This is a genomic window from Segatella copri (assembly GCF_024330485.1).
In the GTDB taxonomy this organism is placed as follows: domain Bacteria; phylum Bacteroidota; class Bacteroidia; order Bacteroidales; family Bacteroidaceae; genus Prevotella; species Prevotella copri_L.
In genome coordinates this window covers 1-18,962 of record NZ_JANDWX010000004.1, presented here as the reverse complement: position 1 = coordinate 18,962, position 18,962 = coordinate 1, and the positions used below count along the sequence as shown (strand labels likewise).

Genomic DNA, 18,962 nt, shown 5'->3' with positions numbered 1-18,962 from the left:
GCAGTCATATTCGTAACCCGATGCAGTCATATTCGTAACCCTACGCAGCCATATTTGTAACCCCACGCAGCCATATTTGTAACCCGATGCAGCCGTATTCGTGAATAAGTTTTATGTAATCATCTATCATCCATCACGATTTGGGGTTATCCCTCACGATATTCTCACTACACATTACCAGATACTGCCTGGGGGCTGGGGATAACCTATCCCCAGAGCATAAAGAGGTTAGGTCATTTCATCACAGCCGTATCTGCTCCTGGCATCTGTCTGCCACCTCCTTCCTATGCGTAACACAGATAATAGTCTTATCGGCATACGAAGTAAAGAGACGGTCGAAAAGAAGCTTCTCGGTTTCGGCATCCAGCGATGAGCTGATTTCATCAAGCAACAGAATGTTACCTTCGCGCAAAAGACTGCGGGCTATGGCAATACGCTGTGCCTGACCGCCACTCAAACGGGTGGCATGCTCTCCTATCTTCGTATCCATACCTGCCGGCAAACTGAAAACGAAATCGGCACAGGCTACATGAAGGGCTTCGGTAAGCTGCTCATCGGTAGCCACGGGATTGGCAAGAAGAAGATTATCGCGAATGGTTCCGCTCATCAGCGTATTACCCTGCTCTATATACACGATATGCGAACGCATGCCGGTTCCTTCTGTCTCTTTGCCCAGGGCATCATACAATACTATCCTTCCGCTATCGGGCTGGATGATACTCGACAAGAGACGCAGGATGGTGGTCTTGCCACAACCGGTTTCTCCTACTATCGCCACAGATGTGGCGGGACGGAAATCATAAGAGAAATGACTGACAACAACTTTCTTTCGCTCATCGGGATATGAATAACTCACATTCTGAAGACGGATGCCGCAAGCACGCTGCAAAGGGATAGAAGCATCTGCCTGCACCAGAGATTCCTCCTGCTCGGTATTTTCAATCTCTACCAACCGGTCTACACTCGCTGATGCATGAATCAGTTGGGGAATCATGCCCAAGAGCGACATGATAGGACTCTGTATCTGACCCACCAACTGCAGGAAGGCGGTCATCACACCAAAGGTTATCAACCCATTCTTGAGTTGGATGGCACCATAGACAAAGGCTCCGAAATAGCCGTAACTGAAGGTGAAAGCCAGGAGCAGACGGGATATCAACGTAAAACGGATACGACGGCGAACCAGATGATGCAAACGCTGCTGCATGCTGCCTACCCTACCGGAAACCGTGCTCTCTGCCTGCAAGGTCTTGATGGTGAGTTCATGTTCTACCGTCTCCTGAATCATCATCTGTATGCTGCTCTCCTCCTCACGTATCGCCAGCGTCATCTTCTTGAGTCGGCTGCCGAGATACTTGGCACAGACCGCAACCACCGGTGTCAGTACCAGAAGGCTCCATGCCAGAATGGAATCGATAGAACGCATCAGGAAGAAGGCACCGAAGAGCTGCACCAGGGTGACTACGATTGTGGGCAGAATATCCGTAACTACCGAAGAGGCTGATGAGAGATCGCGCTCCAAACGCTGGCTGATGTCGCCGGAAAGCATATCAGAAGCAGGCTTTCCGGGACCAGCCTCAGCCTGATGCTTAACGGCATAGAGTTTCCTGCCCAGCACAAACCGGAAGAGGCGGCTACGCATATCATTCTGGAGGATAACCTCGGTGATGCCGGAAAGATAGAATACCAGCTGGCGAAGGGCTATCAGCAGGGCGATGACTGAAAAAAGCACGATGGTTTCGCGCAGCACATTACCACGCCAGATCACCACATCGATGAACCGGCGACACAGCCAGACGAGCCACAAACCTAATGCTACCTGCAGGAGACCGGCGATGATGCGCAACAGCAAACGTCCACGGACTGCAGACATCTGGCGGAAAAACCATAGTGCATACTTCCTCATACCAGTCCCTCTTTCTGCCACTGGGCAATAATCGCCTCGCAGTCTTTTTCTGCCTGAGCCATGACTACATCATACTCATCGCACAGAGCCTGAGCCAACGAAGCTACCGTAAATTCACCCTGTTCCTCAGCCGTCTTCCAGAGAAAGGCGGCAGTTTCATTGAGACTGATCAACTTGGTAAAGTCTACAGCCTGCATACCTTCAGCTGTTACCACATACTCACCGCAAATTTCGCGGAGCTTGAAATCGTTCTTGATCTTCATTGTATCTTGTTTTTTAGTTTTTATATGATAAACGGATATAGAGCTTGATTATTTTAAGCAAGCCCCTACGCACAGGCCTCAACCTCTGCCATCTGTGCCAGTTTCTGAGCGCTTTCTGCGAGATGAGACTCTTGCGGCTGCCGTCGGGACAGATGACAGCATGCGCCTTCGCAATGACATCCTTGCGCAGGCAATGCTCCTTAAAACCGAGATTTCCATCGCCCGTCAGCACGATACGGCAATCATCTGCAGAAAAAGATGCGGGGGATGCTGCTCCTGCAACAGGCTCTATCCCGATGATGCGATGCACCACCGGATAGCCTTCTTCTACCCTCGCCATCACAATATCGCCCACCTTCAACTCGCCTTCTACCGGATAGAATTCTACGCAATCTCTATCACCTACGATAAAGGGAAGCATGCTGGTTCCTTTGACCGGAAACTTGACAGGACGACCTTCACGGATAAATTGCTCGAGCGCGGCTATTGCCTTATATTTTGAATCGGATGTATTCATCTTTCTATTGCTCAATTGTTTTTACTGGCTGATGGTCTGACTGCAAAGGAGGGCTGCACCGGCATCAGGCAGACAGTCGAGCTGATAAAGCCGGGTAGCCCCGATCAGCTTCTCTATCGTTTGATGCTGGCCATCTGCAATTTCCTTCTCCCATGCCTTGCCGGAGACAGAAGTCTTGATAGACACATAAGACTCTATGACGGTCTGTTTTCTGATTTTATTCTCTGGTGCCTGGCGCAATTGGACAATTGCCCCTATCGGATATTCCTCGTTCTTATAGCAAGGTGTCTTTCCGCTCCAAGGCGAGCCACTCACCATGGGCGTTCCTTCGTGCGATATATATACCACCGGGTTGTCATCATTCAGCAATCGGGTGCCATCGATATGTTTGAGCCACAGTCCGGAATGCGTACTCTTGCCCGTTCCGCTCTTGCCCAGGAAGAGATAAGCCTTTCCATCCTTTACTATGGTAGAAGAATGAAACAGGAGTGTATTTCCGGCAGCCGAACGCATGGCATAGAGCAGCATCAGCGAGGTGTCAACGGTTGCCTTGAGGGACCCGAAAGCCGACTTCTGGCTGAAGGTACCAGCAGGAACCAGAAGACTGGAATGCTGATAATCATGACCTGTAACCAGTATCGATTTCATATCAGTCATTGCCATCAGGAACGCCTTCTGCTTCTCTCCCAGACTACCGCTGATAATGAGCTGTCCCTCCTCATCCTGTCTGCATTCCTCCTTGAAACCGGCAGGTTTCCTCAGTTCTTCCCCGCTTTCGTTCAAGGTAAGAGAGAAGGAGGTCAGGGCAGCAGATGCGACCTGTTCATCGCATTCAAACGCCTGATAAGGCTCCAGTAAAACAGCCATCATCTCCTGAGAGGAATCAGGATAAGAAAGGCTGAACCCGACATGGGCTACCTGATAATGCTTTATAATAGATTCCATTATTCTGTAATTTCATTTATGCTCCCTATCAGGAACGGTTCAAGTTTTTCATTACTGCAACAAAGGCTCAGAGGCCTCATTGTCTGCAATTTCGCAACAAAAATACGATTTTTATCTGAGAAAGCCAAATCTTTCTCTATCTTTCTTCAAATTACTGAAGTTTTGCAGATGGAAATCGGCGCACAAAAAAAAGAGATGAAGCAAAATCTACGTTGCTTCATCTCTTTTTATATGATCTCATATTCAGTATCTTACTGCATATCGTAAACCACCTGCATGAGCTTCTTGCCCAGTTCATCAGCCTGCTCCATGGTAGAGGCCTCGCTATATACACGGATGATAGGCTCGGTATTACTCTTGCGGAGGTGAACCCACTTGTCAGGGAAATCGAGCTTGACGCCATCGATATCTGTTACGGTGACATCCTTCTCCTTACCATACATCTCCTTAACCTTCACGAGGATAGCATCTACATCGGTTGATGGAGTCAGGTCGATGCGGTTCTTGGCAATGAAATAGTTAGGGAAGCTGGCACGGAGCTCGCTCACCTTGCAGCCCTTGTGAGCCAGACTGCTCAGGAAGAGGGCGATACCAACGAGGGCATCACGACCGTAATGGCTCTCTGGATAGATAACTCCACCATTGCCTTCACCACCGATAACAGCGTGAACATCCTTCATCTTGGTAGTTACATTCACCTCACCTACAGCAGCTGCGGTGTACTTGCCACCATGCTTCTCGGTAACATCACGGAGGGCACGGGTAGATGAAAGGTTGCTGACGGTATTACCTGGAGTCTTGCCCAATACGTAATCTGCCACACTTACCAAGGTATACTCTTCGCCAAACATCTTGCCATCTTCGCAGATGAAAGCCAGACGGTCAACATCAGGGTCTACAACGATACCCATATCGTAGCCACCCTTCTTCAACTCATCCATGATACCACCGAGGTTCTTCTCCAATGGCTCCGGATTATGAGCAAAGTCGCCTGTAGGCTCACCATTGAGGAAAGTATATGCTACACCGAGCGCATCGAGCAACTCAGGAAGTATAACGCCACCAACTGAGTTGATGGAATCTACACAAACCTTGAAGTGGGCATTCTTGATTGCTTCGACATCTACGAGCTTCAAAGCAAGTACGGAGTCGATATGGCGTTTGTTGAAGGTATTGTCTTCAGTATATTTTCCGAGATGATCCACATCCGCATAGTCGAAGTCTTCCTTCTCTGCGATACCCAGCACCTCGTTACCATTAGCTGCTGTGAGGAACTCACCCTTCTCGTTGAGGAGCTTGAGGGCATTCCACTGGCGTGGGTTGTGAGAAGCTGTGATGATGATACCGCCGGCGGCACCACTCATGGTAACAGCAAGTTCGGTGGTAGGAGTAGTAGCCAGACCGATGTTCAGCACATCGTAGCCCATACCCATGAGGGTTCCACAAACCACATTCTTTACCATCTCGCCAGAGATGCGCGCATCACGGCCTACAACGATGGTATTACTCTCTGAAGCACCGCTACGGCGAATGAAGGTAGCGTATGCTGAAGTGAACTTTACGATATCGAGCGGATTCAAAGTATCGCCCGCTGGACCGCCGATAGTACCGCGGATACCAGAAATTGACTTAATCAGTGTCATAAATATATCTCTTTTTATGTTTATCTTCCTTTCTGCAGGGTCATGTCGTAGACACATGCCTGCACACTGCCCGATGCCGATGTGGTACCGTAAGAGTGAGGTACGAGCAAACGGACATGAGCGATGCGTTCATCAACAGTCTTCGGTCTGCCTATCTTAATCCAGGTGAATGGTATGAGCCAGCCGCTAGGCACAGTAGAACTTACACTGCCATAACTGGATGAATTATATGTTCTGGCCATCAGACTGGCTGAAGGATCTACGAAAGAACCGGTGAATGTACCGGAAGTATTGGTAACACTTATCTTATCTATATAATAGGAATAAGCAGGAACTTTGTTTGAAAGCGTGAGACACTTATCGCTCATTTCAGCAGCATACGAAAGGTTATACTCATCAAAGCGGACCAATACATCTACCGATGTACCTTTCTTGATATAGTCGCCACATCCCTGGTCAATCACCTGCATGTAAATACCGTTACTGTTGAAAAGTACCCATTCGTTGTTGTTCTTTGCAGTATCCGTCAGTTTTTCATTATTTTTCCAACGTCTGTTGAACTCATCCTCAGAGATGACCTTAATATTTTCCTTACGCAAGAAAGAGCTGATAGAATCGAGTTCTCTGTCGCGCATGTCCTTATAAGTCTCACTATCATTGCATGCGGCAAACGATAAAACAGCCGCGAAAGCAATCATTGCAAACAAAAATTTCTTCATTCTTCTTTTTAAAATCTGATTTATTGGGCAAAGGTACAAAAAAGATAAGACAACACCGAGAGGAATAGGTTGATTTTATTATTATTTATCACTTATTATCATCCTATTGCCTCAAAACGGGGTTGTTTTCTGTCTTTTTCGTCATTTCTAAGGAAAAAATCGGCTACTTCAGCATATCGGCGTATGCCAGGATAGCCTTCAATGCTATCTGCTCTGCCTCCTGTATGCTGCAAAGCAATTTGCCGCCAGAAGCATTGCGATGACCGCCACCATTGAAGAACTCGGCTGCCATCTTATTGCATGGGAAATCGTCTACCGAACGGAGACTTACCAATATGCGATTGTCTATATCCGTATCTTCACGAAGAGAAATGGAGAGTTTGTGTCCCTTGATGGTAAGAGGTACGTTCACCAATCCTTCCAGATCGCCCTTGATAAAGTCATACTTCTTCAACTCTTTACGGGTCACTGTATAGAAACTGGCATGAAGTCCCTCTACTACCTGCAGCTTTTCATTCATCAGATAGCCACGGAACCGGACTGCCGGAATGCGGGCATTATTGAAGACATTACGGTAAATCTTATCCTTGTCGATGTTCTTGGTAAGCAGCAAGCAGATGATATAATAGATATAAGGCTGGGTAGAATTATAGGTGAAACCGCCCGTATCGGTCATCATGCCGCAATAGATACAGGTAGCCCAAGTCTGATCCATCTGTGGAAAACCTCCCAACTGCCAGACTACACGGAATACCAGGTCGCTGGCACTGCTGGCATGTGGCTGCGAAACCAGCAGCTTAGCCTCAAGATTAGGAGCCAGATGGTGGTCGATGATGACACGCTGAGTCTTGCAACCCAACAATACATGGTCCATCTCATCAAGACGTCCCTCACTGCTAAAGTCAACACAGCATACCAGGTCGGCTTCATCGAATGCTCGCTGCACCTGTTCAGGCTGTCTGTCATATCGCAGGATACCGGCAGCTCCAGGCAACCAGGAAATAGAATCCGGTACCATATCCGGCACACAAATGTCAACTTTCTTGCCCAAAGAGCGAAGATAACCAGCCCATCCCAAAGAAGAGCCGATGGCATCACCGTCTGGCGACTTATGTGCACAGACGACTATACGATGAGAAGCCGCTATCGTCTCTCGGAGAATAGCGGCTTCCTGATCTGTCAATATATTAATGTTTATATCCATCACATTAAATTAGAAGAGCTTGTTAGGATAAACACCCTCATCGATAAGATGCTGGATCTTGTCAACAACACTCTGGCGGTCGGCAGCATAAGTTACACCAAACCACTTGCTGGTAGTATCGAGCACCTTAACAGTAGCTGTACCCTCATTGATGAGCTTGTTGACCATCAATGGGATGAAGAACTCAGCCTTCTTGTTTTCCATATTCTTAGGATCACTCAAGAACTCCTTGAAGTACTCCTCACTATGCTGGAAGTAATCAGGTGTGAAGCCCCAAACGTTCATGGAAACAGGAGTATTGTCGCCAACAGCAACCCACTCGCCCTGCTCGTCCTTGTAAGATACCTTACCGTCGATACGCATGATCTCGGTACGCTCTACACAGGTTGTCAAGTTCTCATCAGCATCCTTAGAGCAGATGCCGCGAGCTACGGTACCATTCTCACTCAAGGTATTACCTACACGGAAACCTACCATGGCATAACGATTCTTGCTGCCCTCTGGAAGTTCAGAGAGGAACTTGCCGATTACCATGAAGCAATCGCGGTTGTAGAAGTCATCGCAGTTGATTACGCAGAAAGGTTCCTTGATGATATCCTTTGCCATCAGGACAGCATGGTTTGTACCCCATGGCTTCTCACGACCTTCTGGAACTGAGAATCCCTCTGGGAGATCATCCAATGCCTGGAAACAAAGTTCTGCAGGAATATGACCCTCATACTTTGAAAGAATCTTCTCACGGAACTGATCTTCGAAGTCCTTGCGGATAACGAATACGATCTTTCCGAAACCAGCCTGAATAGCATCATAGATGCTGTAGTCCATGATAGTCTCACCATTAGGACCCAGACCATCAAGCTGTTTCAAACCACCATAACGGCTACCCATACCGGCAGCCAAAAGCAATAACGTAGGTTTCATTTTGTCTATACTTTTATTTATTAATAGTTGATAGTTATTTATAAAATAACGATGCAAAAGTAACAAAAAAAATGCAGTTAACCGCACGTTTTCCTACTTTTTTTTGATTAATATCAATTTTTGTCCTTTTATGCACTATCTGTAACACATATCAGACTTATTTTCGGACACATCTCCCAGGCTAAACCTAGAAAGGATAACCCACAGCGAAATGCAGACTCTGGGCATCCTTGAACCGACGGATGTTATAGAAGCCATTCTTGCCGGTATCGTAAGGAACATGCAGACCGATACCCCAGTCGACACGTATCACAAACATACCCATGTCATAACGCACACCGACACCGGTGCCTACCGCTAGCTGCCGGAAAAACTTGTCTACATCAAACTTGCCGAGCGGACTGTACTCATGGTTGCGTAAGGTCCACACATTACCTGCATCCAGGAAAAGAGCTCCATAGAGATCGCCCCATACCTTCTGACGGTATTCCAGATTCATCAGATACTTGATGTCGCCCGTCTGGTCGATATACGAATACTTGCTGTTGGTAGGCTGGTATCTGCCCGGTCCGATACTCCGCACATTAAAGGCACGCACACTGTTGGCACCACCGATATAGAACTGCTCATAATAAGGAGCATTCTCGGCATTGCCATAACTCCAGATAATGCCGGCATTGACATGTCCCACCAGCGTACCATCCTGGGTGATACGCCAATATTTCACGAAATCTGTCTCCAGTTTCAGGAACTGAGCAAACGGATTCTTGAACATCTTCTTGTCTTTCTCGTTCCATCCCTTTCCGGCCGCCATGTAACCGAGCGAAAGGATATTGGCTGCCTCGCTGATGGTGGTTGACCAGGTGATAGGATGGCGGTAACGGCGCGGACTGCGATAAGTATAGGTGTAACTCATCTTAGGCACAAACTGGTCGCGCATAGATATCTGAAGATAAGGATGCAGGGCGAGGATGCTGTCGAAAGCGGCTGTGCGGCTGTTCATAAACTCATAAGAGAGAATCAGCGGACTGAAAGAATGCTGATGCTGGTAAGAGGTAGACCACGCATAGGTTAACTCGCCCGCTGCCACATGACGCCGGAAATAGCTGGCTCTGTTCAGCACATTCATCGAAGCCTTGATGGTAGTAGTTGGCACACCCCGATATTTGGTAGGCATATGCCCGGCACGGTATCTGCGCTCATTCTGCTCCATCGTTCTGAACATATTCCAAGGCGTGATGATGCGAGGGAACTCTACGGATACATCCGATCCGTATTCATAGGAATTGATGCGGGTAGAACCTCCACCAGCTTGACTGATGGTTTGCCACTCATGCGAACCATGCAGGTTGACAGTAAGTTTCTCGCCTCCATGAAAAGCATTGCGCTTGGTAAGACCCACTACCAGCTCCGGTCCTACTCTACCGGTCGTTTTACCGCGGGCATTTGCCTCGACATAGAAATCGTATGGCTTGTCGAATACCAGATCGATATTGGCATCCAAGGTATCACGATATACTACATTGCCCAAACTGTCTAGGGTCTGCACCGAACGGGGGGTAAACTGGATGCTGGAATAGCTGAAGAGTCCCATCTCCTGAAGTCCGGTCTTGGCACGTTCCTCGGTACGTACCCGATACAGTTCACGGGGACGCAGGCGCAGACTCTGCAAAACGATGCCCGGACGTATCGGCATCTTTCTTCCATTATAATGGAAACTCAGATAGCTGCGCACAAAGGAATCCTTCAACTCCTCCATATACTGCTTTCTGAAATTAACATGAATCTTTCCGATATACCACTGGCGGGTAGCCCTATCGTCCACGCTGTCTGCCATCATCAGCCGCAACTGCACCTTGCCGGGCACATTCACGGTATCGGCAAGATAAGAAGCATAACTGTTCTGATAGAAATAATAGCCCCTGTTGCGGAACAGACGGGTGATACGCTGACGTTCCGATTCCATGTTGGCGACATTGAAAGGACTCCCCTTCCGGATGAGCGCCTTGTTCATGGAGGCATCTATGAGCTGCTTGCTCTTGGCTGGGAAGTTGAGATAAGCCATGGAATCGAGCGTCCAGAGATGACCGAAGTCTACATGATAGGCAACCTTCGCCTTCTTCGGATTACTCTGTGTCAGCACATCATAAGTCACCTTACCATTAAAATAGCCATATTTATCGAGCTGATGCTCGGCTACCTGGGCACGTAGCTGCGGATTCACATTCGCCATCAGCTTAGGTTTGGAACCGAATACCTTGGTTATCCACTTAGCCATTGCTCCATCCGACTGAGAGAAAGCATTCCATATCCAGAGGCGCACAGGGAACGGCGTGCGGTAATAGCTGCTCCCGAACAAGGCACCGTTCGGAGCCGAAGCCAGGGCATACTCCATCTCGGTGATGGTAGAATCAGCATAAGCTCCCTTCTCGTAGTTCTTATACTCGATAGGTACCAGACCCGTAAACAGCTGCTCGTCGTCTTTCAGCGCACTGGTTGAAGAGCAACCCGTTATGAGCTGCCCCGACAACATCAGCAATGCTGCCATATATATAATAAGGTATAACCTGTTCTGCTGTTTCATATCGCTCATTACTTTTCGTTAAGTTTCAATGGGTCAAAGTCCTTTGTTCTAGCTTTCTCCATCGTATCCTTCTTTTCGTTCGTACTCTTCTTCACCGCAGGATTCTTCTCCATTGGGGCTTCAGGAATCTGCTGCTTATCGGTCTTGAACCGGAAGATGTCCTTGAAATGCTGCAACTTTCTCTGCCATTTGAAACCGACACCATACTCACCTATCAAACCTTCGAGCCAATCGTAGGTATTGTTGTTGTAGAAGGCACGGATATACTGGCTCGCACCTTCGTTGAGACGGTACTGCAATTCGATATTGTTGAAGAATGCATCATCATTGTTGGCTGCATTCTCCATTTCTGCACCGGTAGAAACCTTGCCGCCCACACTGAAACTCAAGCGGTTGTTGAAGAACCGCTTGGCAAACTTAAAGTTGTAATCGGTGTGCATGGCACCTGCTGCATTGGTGGAGTTATCTACCGACATACCGACATCCACACCCACAGAACGCATCGCTGAACCTGCAATATTATTGATCTCTGAGTTGAGGAATGAGGTCAAGGCACTGTTCATGGAGAACGAATTGGTATTTCCGTTGGCAAGATACATGCCCGAAGCCAGCATCGTAATGGCTATCTTACCCCGCTCTTCAATACTCATCGTGTTCAGTTCATCCTGCAAGGTGGCATCGTTTGGTGAGGAAACGATAAACTGGATGCCTGGCTTATTCAATGTCTGCGAGAGTTTTACGCCACAAATGAAATCCACCGAGCGGCCGGTTCCCTGTCCCTCGTTTACCGTTGTCCTGACATTCTCTGTTGCCGTGATGTTCAGGGTCGGGTTGAACGGATCGCCGTTAAACTCTATGTAGCTGCCGTCCTGGATATCAAACGTCTTGAGCGGAATGATAGGCAGCGAATATTTCATCTTGCCATTGTTCAGGGTATACTTGCCCGTGATGCCGATGCCATCAACCGAATTGTAAGTCATCGTCAGATTACCACCGCCCATCAGGTCGATGTAGTTGGTCTGGTCGGCATTCAAAGCACAGAGGATATGAGCCGACTCGTCTATCGACATGCCCAACATCATGTTCAATCCTTCCAGTGCCGGACGCTTGACAACGACAGGCTTGCCACTCTTGAAATTCGTAAACTTCACCAGCTCATCGAGCTGCGTATCAGTAGTCAGTTCCGATTCTTTCAGCACATACGTCATATCCGTATTGCCGAGGACATCCAGTTTACCCTGCATCTTCAGATTGCTTACCGGTCCGCGCATCGCACCATAGAAGTTGACATACGCCTTGCCGAAAGCCTCGGAACGGGCATTCTCCTTGGCATCAATCAGCAGAAAGTTCTGTGCTCGCATCCGGATATCGAGCATCATCTTCTCTATATTCGTAAAGTCGAGACTGCCCTGGATATTGAGCGGACTCTCATTGTTGGCATACATCATGAAGTTTTCGAAGAGCAACTTGCTGCCGATGATACGGACAGGATCGTTGGCAAAACGCATCGTGATGCCATACGGCACACTGACGAGATAAGCCGAATCCAGATATACTTCGCCCTCTACATCCAACTGGCTCAAGGCTCCCTTCAAACTCAGTTTTCCTTCGCCATATCCCTTCAGACCCATAATCTGGTCTGGAACAAAACCGTTGACAAAATGCAGAGGCAACTTCTCCATGCCCACTTCGGCATCAAGATAACCGTTTCCTTCAGACTTGTAAGTACCCTTTACGGTAGCTACTTCTTCACCCTCATAATTGAGGAAACCATCTACATAATGAGAACCGTCGCTCTTTGGCATGTAAACGAATTCAGTACCGACATCTCCCATCGGACACTTTTCGTAAACCATATTGTCGATGTTCAGATTAGAAGAAACCGAGAGTTCATCCTTGGTCTGGATAATATGGAAGTCGCCGTCAAGAATACCCGAGATATCCGGCATATAAGGAATCACGCTGAGCACTTTATCCAGATTAAACTGGCTCATGCTCACCGTAAGATCCTGCAGCGCTTCTTCGTTTTCATCATTGCTGTATATACGGATACCCATGCCGTTGGCTGCCTTCAGACTCAGATTGGCAGAAACACGGTCGTCATTGCCCAACATCAGATAGTTGTCATCGTTGGCAGTAAACTTCTTGTAACCCAGGACAGGATGGGTATCAATGAGCGAAATCTTCACACCGTTTTCCAGCAACAGCGCCTCCAGACCCACATCTACACCCAATCTGTTTTTGGCATCATAGATGCGGGCATCGATATTGGAACCCTTCTCCTGCAGTTCGCCCTCTACCTGTGCACGGAACACATACTGAGGATTATGCTTATTGTTCTGAACACGTGCTGCATAGCGGATGGTATCACCCTCTGTCTTCACCAAGGCACGGATTGTATCCAACTGCATGCCACTCGCTACCAGAGAATCAATGTTGAGATAACCATTGACACCCGTTACAGGCGACATGGTCATCTTCATATCCACCGTCTTGAAATCATAACCGCAGTAAGCGATGAAACGGGAAATGAAATTGTCCTTTCCTGTGGTAAGATAAACATGACCGAACGGGAACTGGCTGCGAATCTTCACCTGGTCGATATGATGGTTTCTGAGCTGATGAGCCAATTCTTTCTGCAATCCGGCAAAACGGCTCAGCAACTGCTTATAGCCTCCGTGTACATCCATGTTGAGATGGAAGTCGCCGCAATCGATAACTGCATGCGTGGTATCTCTGCGGGTAAAGACATCAGCATCAACACCCACCGGACGATAATTCTTTTCTGCCGTACGAACCGTAATATCACTCATCGAAGCCATGATGTCATGACTGTCCTTCAGGTCGGACCTGATATCCATGTGACCGCAGAGCGACAGGCGCATCGGTGCCTTCGTTACCTCTAACGAATAAAGATTCACATCGCGGACATCTGCCACCAGGGTAGCCTCCAGTTTCTTGGAATTCGTAAGTGCATCAAGGCTGACGAGCCCTGTAAGATACTGGTTCTTGCTGTCAATATCGGCATGCACCTTTCCATTGGCAACGTGAGCCACTGCCAATACATGATCCAGTTTGTATTTGCCATACTGAATCTGGTTTACCTGTGCCTTAGCCTGTAATCGGGTACGCGGAGAAAGGAAATCGGTTCCCACTCCCTTCGCCTGCAATGAGCCGGTGAAAGAATGCAAATCCTGTTTTGGCAGGAAATGCTTTGCCTGGATGTTGTGCGCCTGAATCTTAGCTTGATAAGCCAGACGATTCATATCAATACTGCCGTCTTTCCGGGTCTTCGCATCTATCTTGGCATCTACCTTCATCCTGCCACGACCTTCGGTAATGGCGAGTCGGGTAGCATATCTGGAGCCGTCTGCCTGAATGTTACCACGGATTCCGATACCGCTAGGCACACGTATCTCCTGCATCAGAGAAGGGTCAAGCATGGCGGTAATGAAATCCAGATGATAGGTACGGGCGTTCAGATCTACATTTGCCTTCAGACGGTTCATATCCGTCAGGTTACTCAATTTTCCATCAGCACTCAGTTCGAAGGCTGTAGGCAGTGACAGTTTCAAGCCCGAGAAAGATGCCTGCTGCATATTTCCCTTGAACGAACCTTCTATCTTCATCGGATAGAATGGCCATTTCTTCTTCATGGCGCTTGGGAAGGCATCGCCTGCAAAGAGGAACAAATCTGAACGACCCAAAGCTCCCTTCAGCTGTGCCATCAACTTGCCAGGTTTCACCTCATCAAAGGCATTCAAATCCATATCCACCGTTGCCTGCAACTGGGAGTATGGGGTACGGAGACAAATATCAGGCAACTGCAGTTTCACGGAATCCATCACGAATCTGCCATAGAGCTGGTCTACCTGCAAACCGCTTTTCTCCTTAAACTGAGCTTCACGTATCTTGACATCTATCTTTGAATCGCAATAATAGAAAGAGTCTGCCTTCAAAGTCATGGCCGACAGGGCGATATGGTTAAAGTCCATGCCCGATACCGGACGGATATAGTTCTGGTCATAGTTCATCTTGCCCTTCTTCCAGTCAAGATGACCTATCTGATAAAGTCCTTTATAAAGGTCGAGATAGGTAGTCTGCGCCACCGCATCTCCAAAATAAGCATTCACCTGGAGGGTATCTCCAGGCATGTGTAATACGAAATCAGTGTTCTTCAGTTTCAGTTTTTCGATATTCACCTTCCAGAAATTGGTACTAGGCGTAGTATCCGGCGGCACAGTATCGCTCAGTTCTACCGAGAGTCGGGCATCAGCCAACAGGGCATGATTCACCCTCACCTTCTCCTTACCGAGGTCAATGCCATGAGCCTTCAGGCGCAGATTACCTACATTGCCCTTGATTCTGGCTTCGTGAATAAAATTCGTGGTATTCACCTTCATCTGGGTGAAATTGAGTTCATCCACCATGACTTGACTTTCGAAAAGAGGCAACAATTGTACGTCTACCACCATCTTCTGGATGTCGGCAACGGTATCTCTCTTATTTCTTAAAGCCAAGTTTGGGGAATTCTTGAGTGAGTCGATTGGCTGAAGTACCTTTACGCCTTCCACTCCCAGTTTCAGAGGGAAGACGAGGCGTACTTGCTTTACCGAAATATCCATACCCGTCGACTCTGAGGCATAAGCAGCCACTTGCTTTACCGCCCAATTCTGAACAGGTGGCAGATAAAGCAGAATGGATAACAACAAGATGAGCACCAATGGAGTCAACACCGTGATTCCTGCCCATTTCGCATACCTCTTCATAAGCATGGATTTTTGAGTTAGGGTGCAATAGCCCGCCAAAGATTATCATCCGGCAGCGGAGCCTCTGCTACTATTGTTTCTTTAGACACAGGATGAACAAATTCTACTCTGTGTGAAAGGAGAGAAATACTGCCATCTGCATTGCTACGTGGAGAACCGTATTTCAGATCTCCCTTGATAGGACATCCCATCTTGGCAAGCTGGCATCTTATCTGATGATGACGACCCGTCATCAAATTCACCTCCAGAAGTGTATAATGGTCTGTATGACCTATCACCTTATACTTCAATATCGCTTTCTTCGAGTTTTTCACCTCATGGTCGTAAGCATAGCTCTTATTCTGCTTTTCATTTCTTACTATCCAATGGGTGAGCGTAGCCTCAGGTTCCTTTGGCATGTTCTTCACGATTGCCCAATAGGTTTTGTGAACTTCGCCATCCCGGAACATATTGTTCAGACGGCTCAATGCCTTAGAAGTCTTGGCAAATACGACCAAACCCGAAACAGGACGGTCAAGGCGATGCACCACCCCGAGAAATACATTTCCCGGCTTGTGATACTTCTCCTTGATGTACTGTTTCACAGTCTCCGAGAGAGGTTCGTCGCCGGTCTTGTCGCCCTGCACGATTTCGCCACTTCTCTTAGAGACTATGATTATATGGTTGTCTTCGTAAACTACCTGCATGTTTTATCAACAAAACGTTGCCGAGAGATTACATGTTCATACCACCGTCGATCTGAATAACCTGACCGCTTACATAGCTAGACAAGTCGGAAGCGAGGAAGAGGCAAACATTTGCGATATCCTCAGTCTGACCACCACGACGCAATGGAATCTTCTTCATCCAGTCCTTGCGGATTTCCTCAGGCAACTGTGCAGTCATTGCAGTCTCGATGAAACCAGGAGCTACAGCATTGGCGCGTACACCCTTAGGACCCAACTCCTGAGCGATAGACTTAGCCAAAGCAATCATACCAGCCTTAGAAGCTGCATAGTTGCACTGACCTGCATTACCATGAACACCTACAACAGAAGCCATGTTGATGATAGAACCACCACGCTGACGAAGCATGATTGGAGAGCAAGCATGAATGAAGTTGAAGGCTGACTTCAAGTTTACATTCAAAACAGCATCCCACTGAGCCTCGCTCATACGGAGCATCAAACCATCCTTGGTGATACCTGCATTGTTAACCAGAATATCGATAGAACCGAAGTCCTCATGAATCTGCTTAACTGTCTTCTGTGTCTCCTCGAAATCTGCTGCATTACCAGCATAAGCACGACAGGTTACACCAAGAGCCTCAATCTCCTTACGAGTAGCTTCCAAACCGGCAGCCATATCGTCATTGAGTACGAGGTCTGTAAATGCGATGTTAGCGCCTTCAGAGGCGAACTTCATAGCGACAGCCTTACCGATGCCGCGAGCAGCACCTGTTACAAGGGCTGTTTTACCACTTAATAATCCCATTTCTTTCTTATTTAATTAATTATCAATTAGTTACGTATTTACTATCTTTTATCTAGAGTTTCAAGCCCGACTTTCCCAAGGCACCATAAACCACCTTGGCAACAAGAGGTTTGCTCGACTCCACATTCATGCCATGGCCCAAACGTCCATAGATAAATGGAACCTCGAGACCTTTGATACAATAGTGAGTAATATCGGCCACCAGATCGATGTTATCAATATCAAACTCACCATCTTCTCTTCCTTCGGCATAAATTCTTCTGAGAATCTCTATTTCGTCTTCATCGAAGTTTTTTCTCGCCTTCTCAACCATCCAGATGTTTCGGAAGAACTCAGCACGGAGGTTACCGTTTCTTACAACCGTTTCCTTGATCATACTGAGGTGAGTATAGATAAGCTCGATGATTTTATCCTGTGGACGCATCTTGCAATTGGCAACCTCGTCCAATTTATCCGAAAGACGCTCCAACTCTGATTCTATCACAGCGTAATAGACATCCTCTTTCCTACTGAAATAAGTATAGAGCGTACGTCTACCCTTACCTGAAGCTACAGCAATATCATTCATCGTAGTATTTGCTATACCATTCTTGGCAAAGAGTTGTCGCGCGACATCTACCAGTTTTTGTCTTGTTTTGGATACTGACATATTGAAGCCCTTCCTATTTTATTTATTGCACATAAAAATATTATTGTGCAAAAGTAGCACTTTAATTCGAATTAAACAAATATTTAATGTTAAATTAATAAATTAGGGCATAAAAAAATCGGATAAGATGTTGTTGACCAACTTCTTACCCGATCATTGTTGCGGCGGCAGGACTCGAACATGCGACCTCCAGGTTATGAGCCTGGCGAGCTACCAACTGCTCCACACCGCGATATAACCAACTCATTTCTGAATTGCGAGTGCAAAGGTACGACTTTTTCCCGACCCCACCAAACATTTTGTCAGAAATCTGCATATATTTAACAGTTATTAAACTGAATAGCAACAAAACGTACATAAAAGAGGCGAAAACGAGTAAAAAGCAAGCCCGATTGTTCTGAAAAAGAACAATCGGGCCTTATGGAAAAGAATTACTTTTTCAAAAGTTTCATTACCTTCTCGAAATATCTCTGAGTACGCTTCTTACTGAAATGATTACCGCCATTCCATGAACGGATTGCGTGCTCGATACTATTAAGAGGATTGTAGACACTCTGAATCAATAGAAACATTTCTTTAGATTTAGCTACATTATATCTATCAGCCAAAGTGTAGCGCTTCTTCGATTTCTTGCGCTTCAGAATATTATTACATTCTGCTACTAAAATTGGAGTGATCTGCATCACACCTACAGAGTTACCGCTCTTAGCTTTCGGATCACCCTTACTCTCTACCTGAATGATAGCGTCCATCACTGGAGTCCAGTCCATCTCGCTGGTAGAGGATACATTTCCTAATGTTGCAGCCGACGCTGCATGAATTTCTAATGTCAGCATTAACATGCTGACTAATACCATTGTTATTCTCTTCATATTAATTGTTTTATGGAACCTGAAAAGCTGAAATACAACATCAGAGATTTCGCGGTGGCAACTTGTGAGAAAAAGAAAGGCTGCTCACCTCAGTCCCGTTAGATACCTTAATGGATACCTTCTCACACAACAAAAAGCACAAGATACTGGTATCCTTATTCTTATCGTTTGCAAAGATACAAAAAAAAATCGAATTATGCAAGTAATCAGCTGATTATCAGCGCATTTTTACGTAATTAAACACTTAGTAACACTTAGGTTTGATATAAATCAATATAAAGGTAAAAGAGTAAAAAGGTAAAAGGAACTATAAAAGGTAAAAGGAGCAGTGGGAAAACAGAAAAGCCCCGACTACTTTCGTAATCGAGGCTCTTGATAAAAGGAGGCGGCTACCTACTCTCCCGCATTGCATTGCAGTACCATCGGCGCAAGTGAGCTTAACTTCTCTGTTCGGAATGGGAAGAGGTGGGACCTCACCGCAATAACCACCTGATAAT

The 18,962-nt window shown here is 46.9% G+C and carries 14 protein-coding genes, 1 tRNA gene and 1 rRNA gene; all 16 read right to left on the bottom strand.

What is annotated here, in order from left to right; all coding sequences use genetic code 11:
- Positions 1 to 241: 241 nt before the first annotated feature.
- The 16 genes from NNC77_RS04045 to rrf all read right to left on the bottom strand — a co-directional run bounded on the left by NNC77_RS04045 (position 242) and on the right by rrf (position 18,958).
- A complete protein-coding gene (locus NNC77_RS04045; protein WP_234564653.1) occupies positions 242 to 1,906 on the bottom strand; it encodes an ABC transporter ATP-binding protein in 1,665 nt (554 codons plus the stop codon).
- Positions 1,903 to 2,169: a PqqD family protein gene (locus NNC77_RS04040; protein ID WP_234564654.1), complete on the bottom strand. Its 267-nt coding sequence runs from the start codon at positions 2,167 to 2,169 to the stop codon at positions 1,903 to 1,905. Before NNC77_RS04040 ends, NNC77_RS04045 begins: the two co-directional genes overlap by 4 nt.
- A gap of 13 nt (positions 2,170 to 2,182) precedes the next feature.
- The gene (locus NNC77_RS04035) at positions 2,183 to 2,686 is read right to left on the bottom strand and encodes a S24/S26 family peptidase (protein WP_234564655.1); all 504 of its coding nucleotides are present in this window, start codon (positions 2,684 to 2,686) and stop codon (positions 2,183 to 2,185) included.
- Between the two features lie 21 nt (positions 2,687 to 2,707).
- Positions 2,708 to 3,631 (bottom strand): hypothetical protein, encoded by a 924-nt coding sequence (locus NNC77_RS04030; protein WP_234564656.1) that lies wholly within the window; start codon positions 3,629 to 3,631, stop codon positions 2,708 to 2,710.
- A gap of 251 nt (positions 3,632 to 3,882) precedes the next feature.
- Positions 3,883 to 5,274 (bottom strand): phosphoglucosamine mutase, encoded by a 1,392-nt coding sequence (glmM, locus tag NNC77_RS04025; RefSeq protein WP_022120332.1) that lies wholly within the window; start codon positions 5,272 to 5,274, stop codon positions 3,883 to 3,885.
- Positions 5,275 to 5,294: 20 nt separating this feature from the next.
- Positions 5,295 to 5,993, bottom strand: a complete 699-nt coding sequence (locus NNC77_RS04020; RefSeq protein ID WP_118065715.1) for a DUF4827 domain-containing protein — start codon at positions 5,991 to 5,993, stop codon at positions 5,295 to 5,297.
- Positions 5,994 to 6,156: 163 nt separating this feature from the next.
- On the bottom strand, positions 6,157 to 7,191 hold the full coding sequence (locus NNC77_RS04015; protein ID WP_437183274.1) for a DHH family phosphoesterase: 1,035 nt from the start codon (positions 7,189 to 7,191) through the stop codon (positions 6,157 to 6,159).
- A 15-nt stretch (positions 7,192 to 7,206) separates the two neighbouring features.
- A complete protein-coding gene (locus tag NNC77_RS04010; protein WP_022120329.1) occupies positions 7,207 to 8,118 on the bottom strand; it encodes a nucleotidyltransferase in 912 nt (303 codons plus the stop codon).
- Between the two features lie 187 nt (positions 8,119 to 8,305).
- Positions 8,306 to 10,711 (bottom strand): BamA/TamA family outer membrane protein, encoded by a 2,406-nt coding sequence (locus tag NNC77_RS04005; protein ID WP_254970172.1) that lies wholly within the window; start codon positions 10,709 to 10,711, stop codon positions 8,306 to 8,308.
- The gene (locus NNC77_RS04000) at positions 10,711 to 15,471 is read right to left on the bottom strand and encodes a translocation/assembly module TamB domain-containing protein (protein WP_254970173.1); all 4,761 of its coding nucleotides are present in this window, start codon (positions 15,469 to 15,471) and stop codon (positions 10,711 to 10,713) included. Before NNC77_RS04000 ends, NNC77_RS04005 begins: the two co-directional genes overlap by 1 nt.
- Positions 15,472 to 15,488: 17 nt before the next feature.
- The gene (locus tag NNC77_RS03995) at positions 15,489 to 16,157 is read right to left on the bottom strand and encodes an RluA family pseudouridine synthase (protein WP_022120326.1); all 669 of its coding nucleotides are present in this window, start codon (positions 16,155 to 16,157) and stop codon (positions 15,489 to 15,491) included.
- A gap of 28 nt (positions 16,158 to 16,185) precedes the next feature.
- The gene (fabG, locus tag NNC77_RS03990; RefSeq protein WP_022120325.1) at positions 16,186 to 16,944 is read right to left on the bottom strand and encodes a 3-oxoacyl-[acyl-carrier-protein] reductase; all 759 of its coding nucleotides are present in this window, start codon (positions 16,942 to 16,944) and stop codon (positions 16,186 to 16,188) included.
- A 52-nt stretch (positions 16,945 to 16,996) separates the two neighbouring features.
- Positions 16,997 to 17,593, bottom strand: a complete 597-nt coding sequence (locus NNC77_RS03985) for a TetR/AcrR family transcriptional regulator (protein ID WP_006847902.1) — start codon at positions 17,591 to 17,593, stop codon at positions 16,997 to 16,999.
- Positions 17,594 to 17,752: 159 nt separating this feature from the next.
- Positions 17,753 to 17,825, bottom strand: a tRNA-Met gene (locus tag NNC77_RS03980).
- Positions 17,826 to 18,024: 199 nt separating this feature from the next.
- Entirely contained in the window at positions 18,025 to 18,465 is a 441-nt protein-coding gene (locus tag NNC77_RS03975) for a lytic transglycosylase domain-containing protein (RefSeq protein ID WP_254970174.1), read from the bottom strand.
- A gap of 380 nt (positions 18,466 to 18,845) precedes the next feature.
- A 5S ribosomal RNA gene (rrf, locus tag NNC77_RS03970) occupies positions 18,846 to 18,958 on the bottom strand.
- Between the last annotated feature and the right edge of the window lie 4 nt (positions 18,959 to 18,962).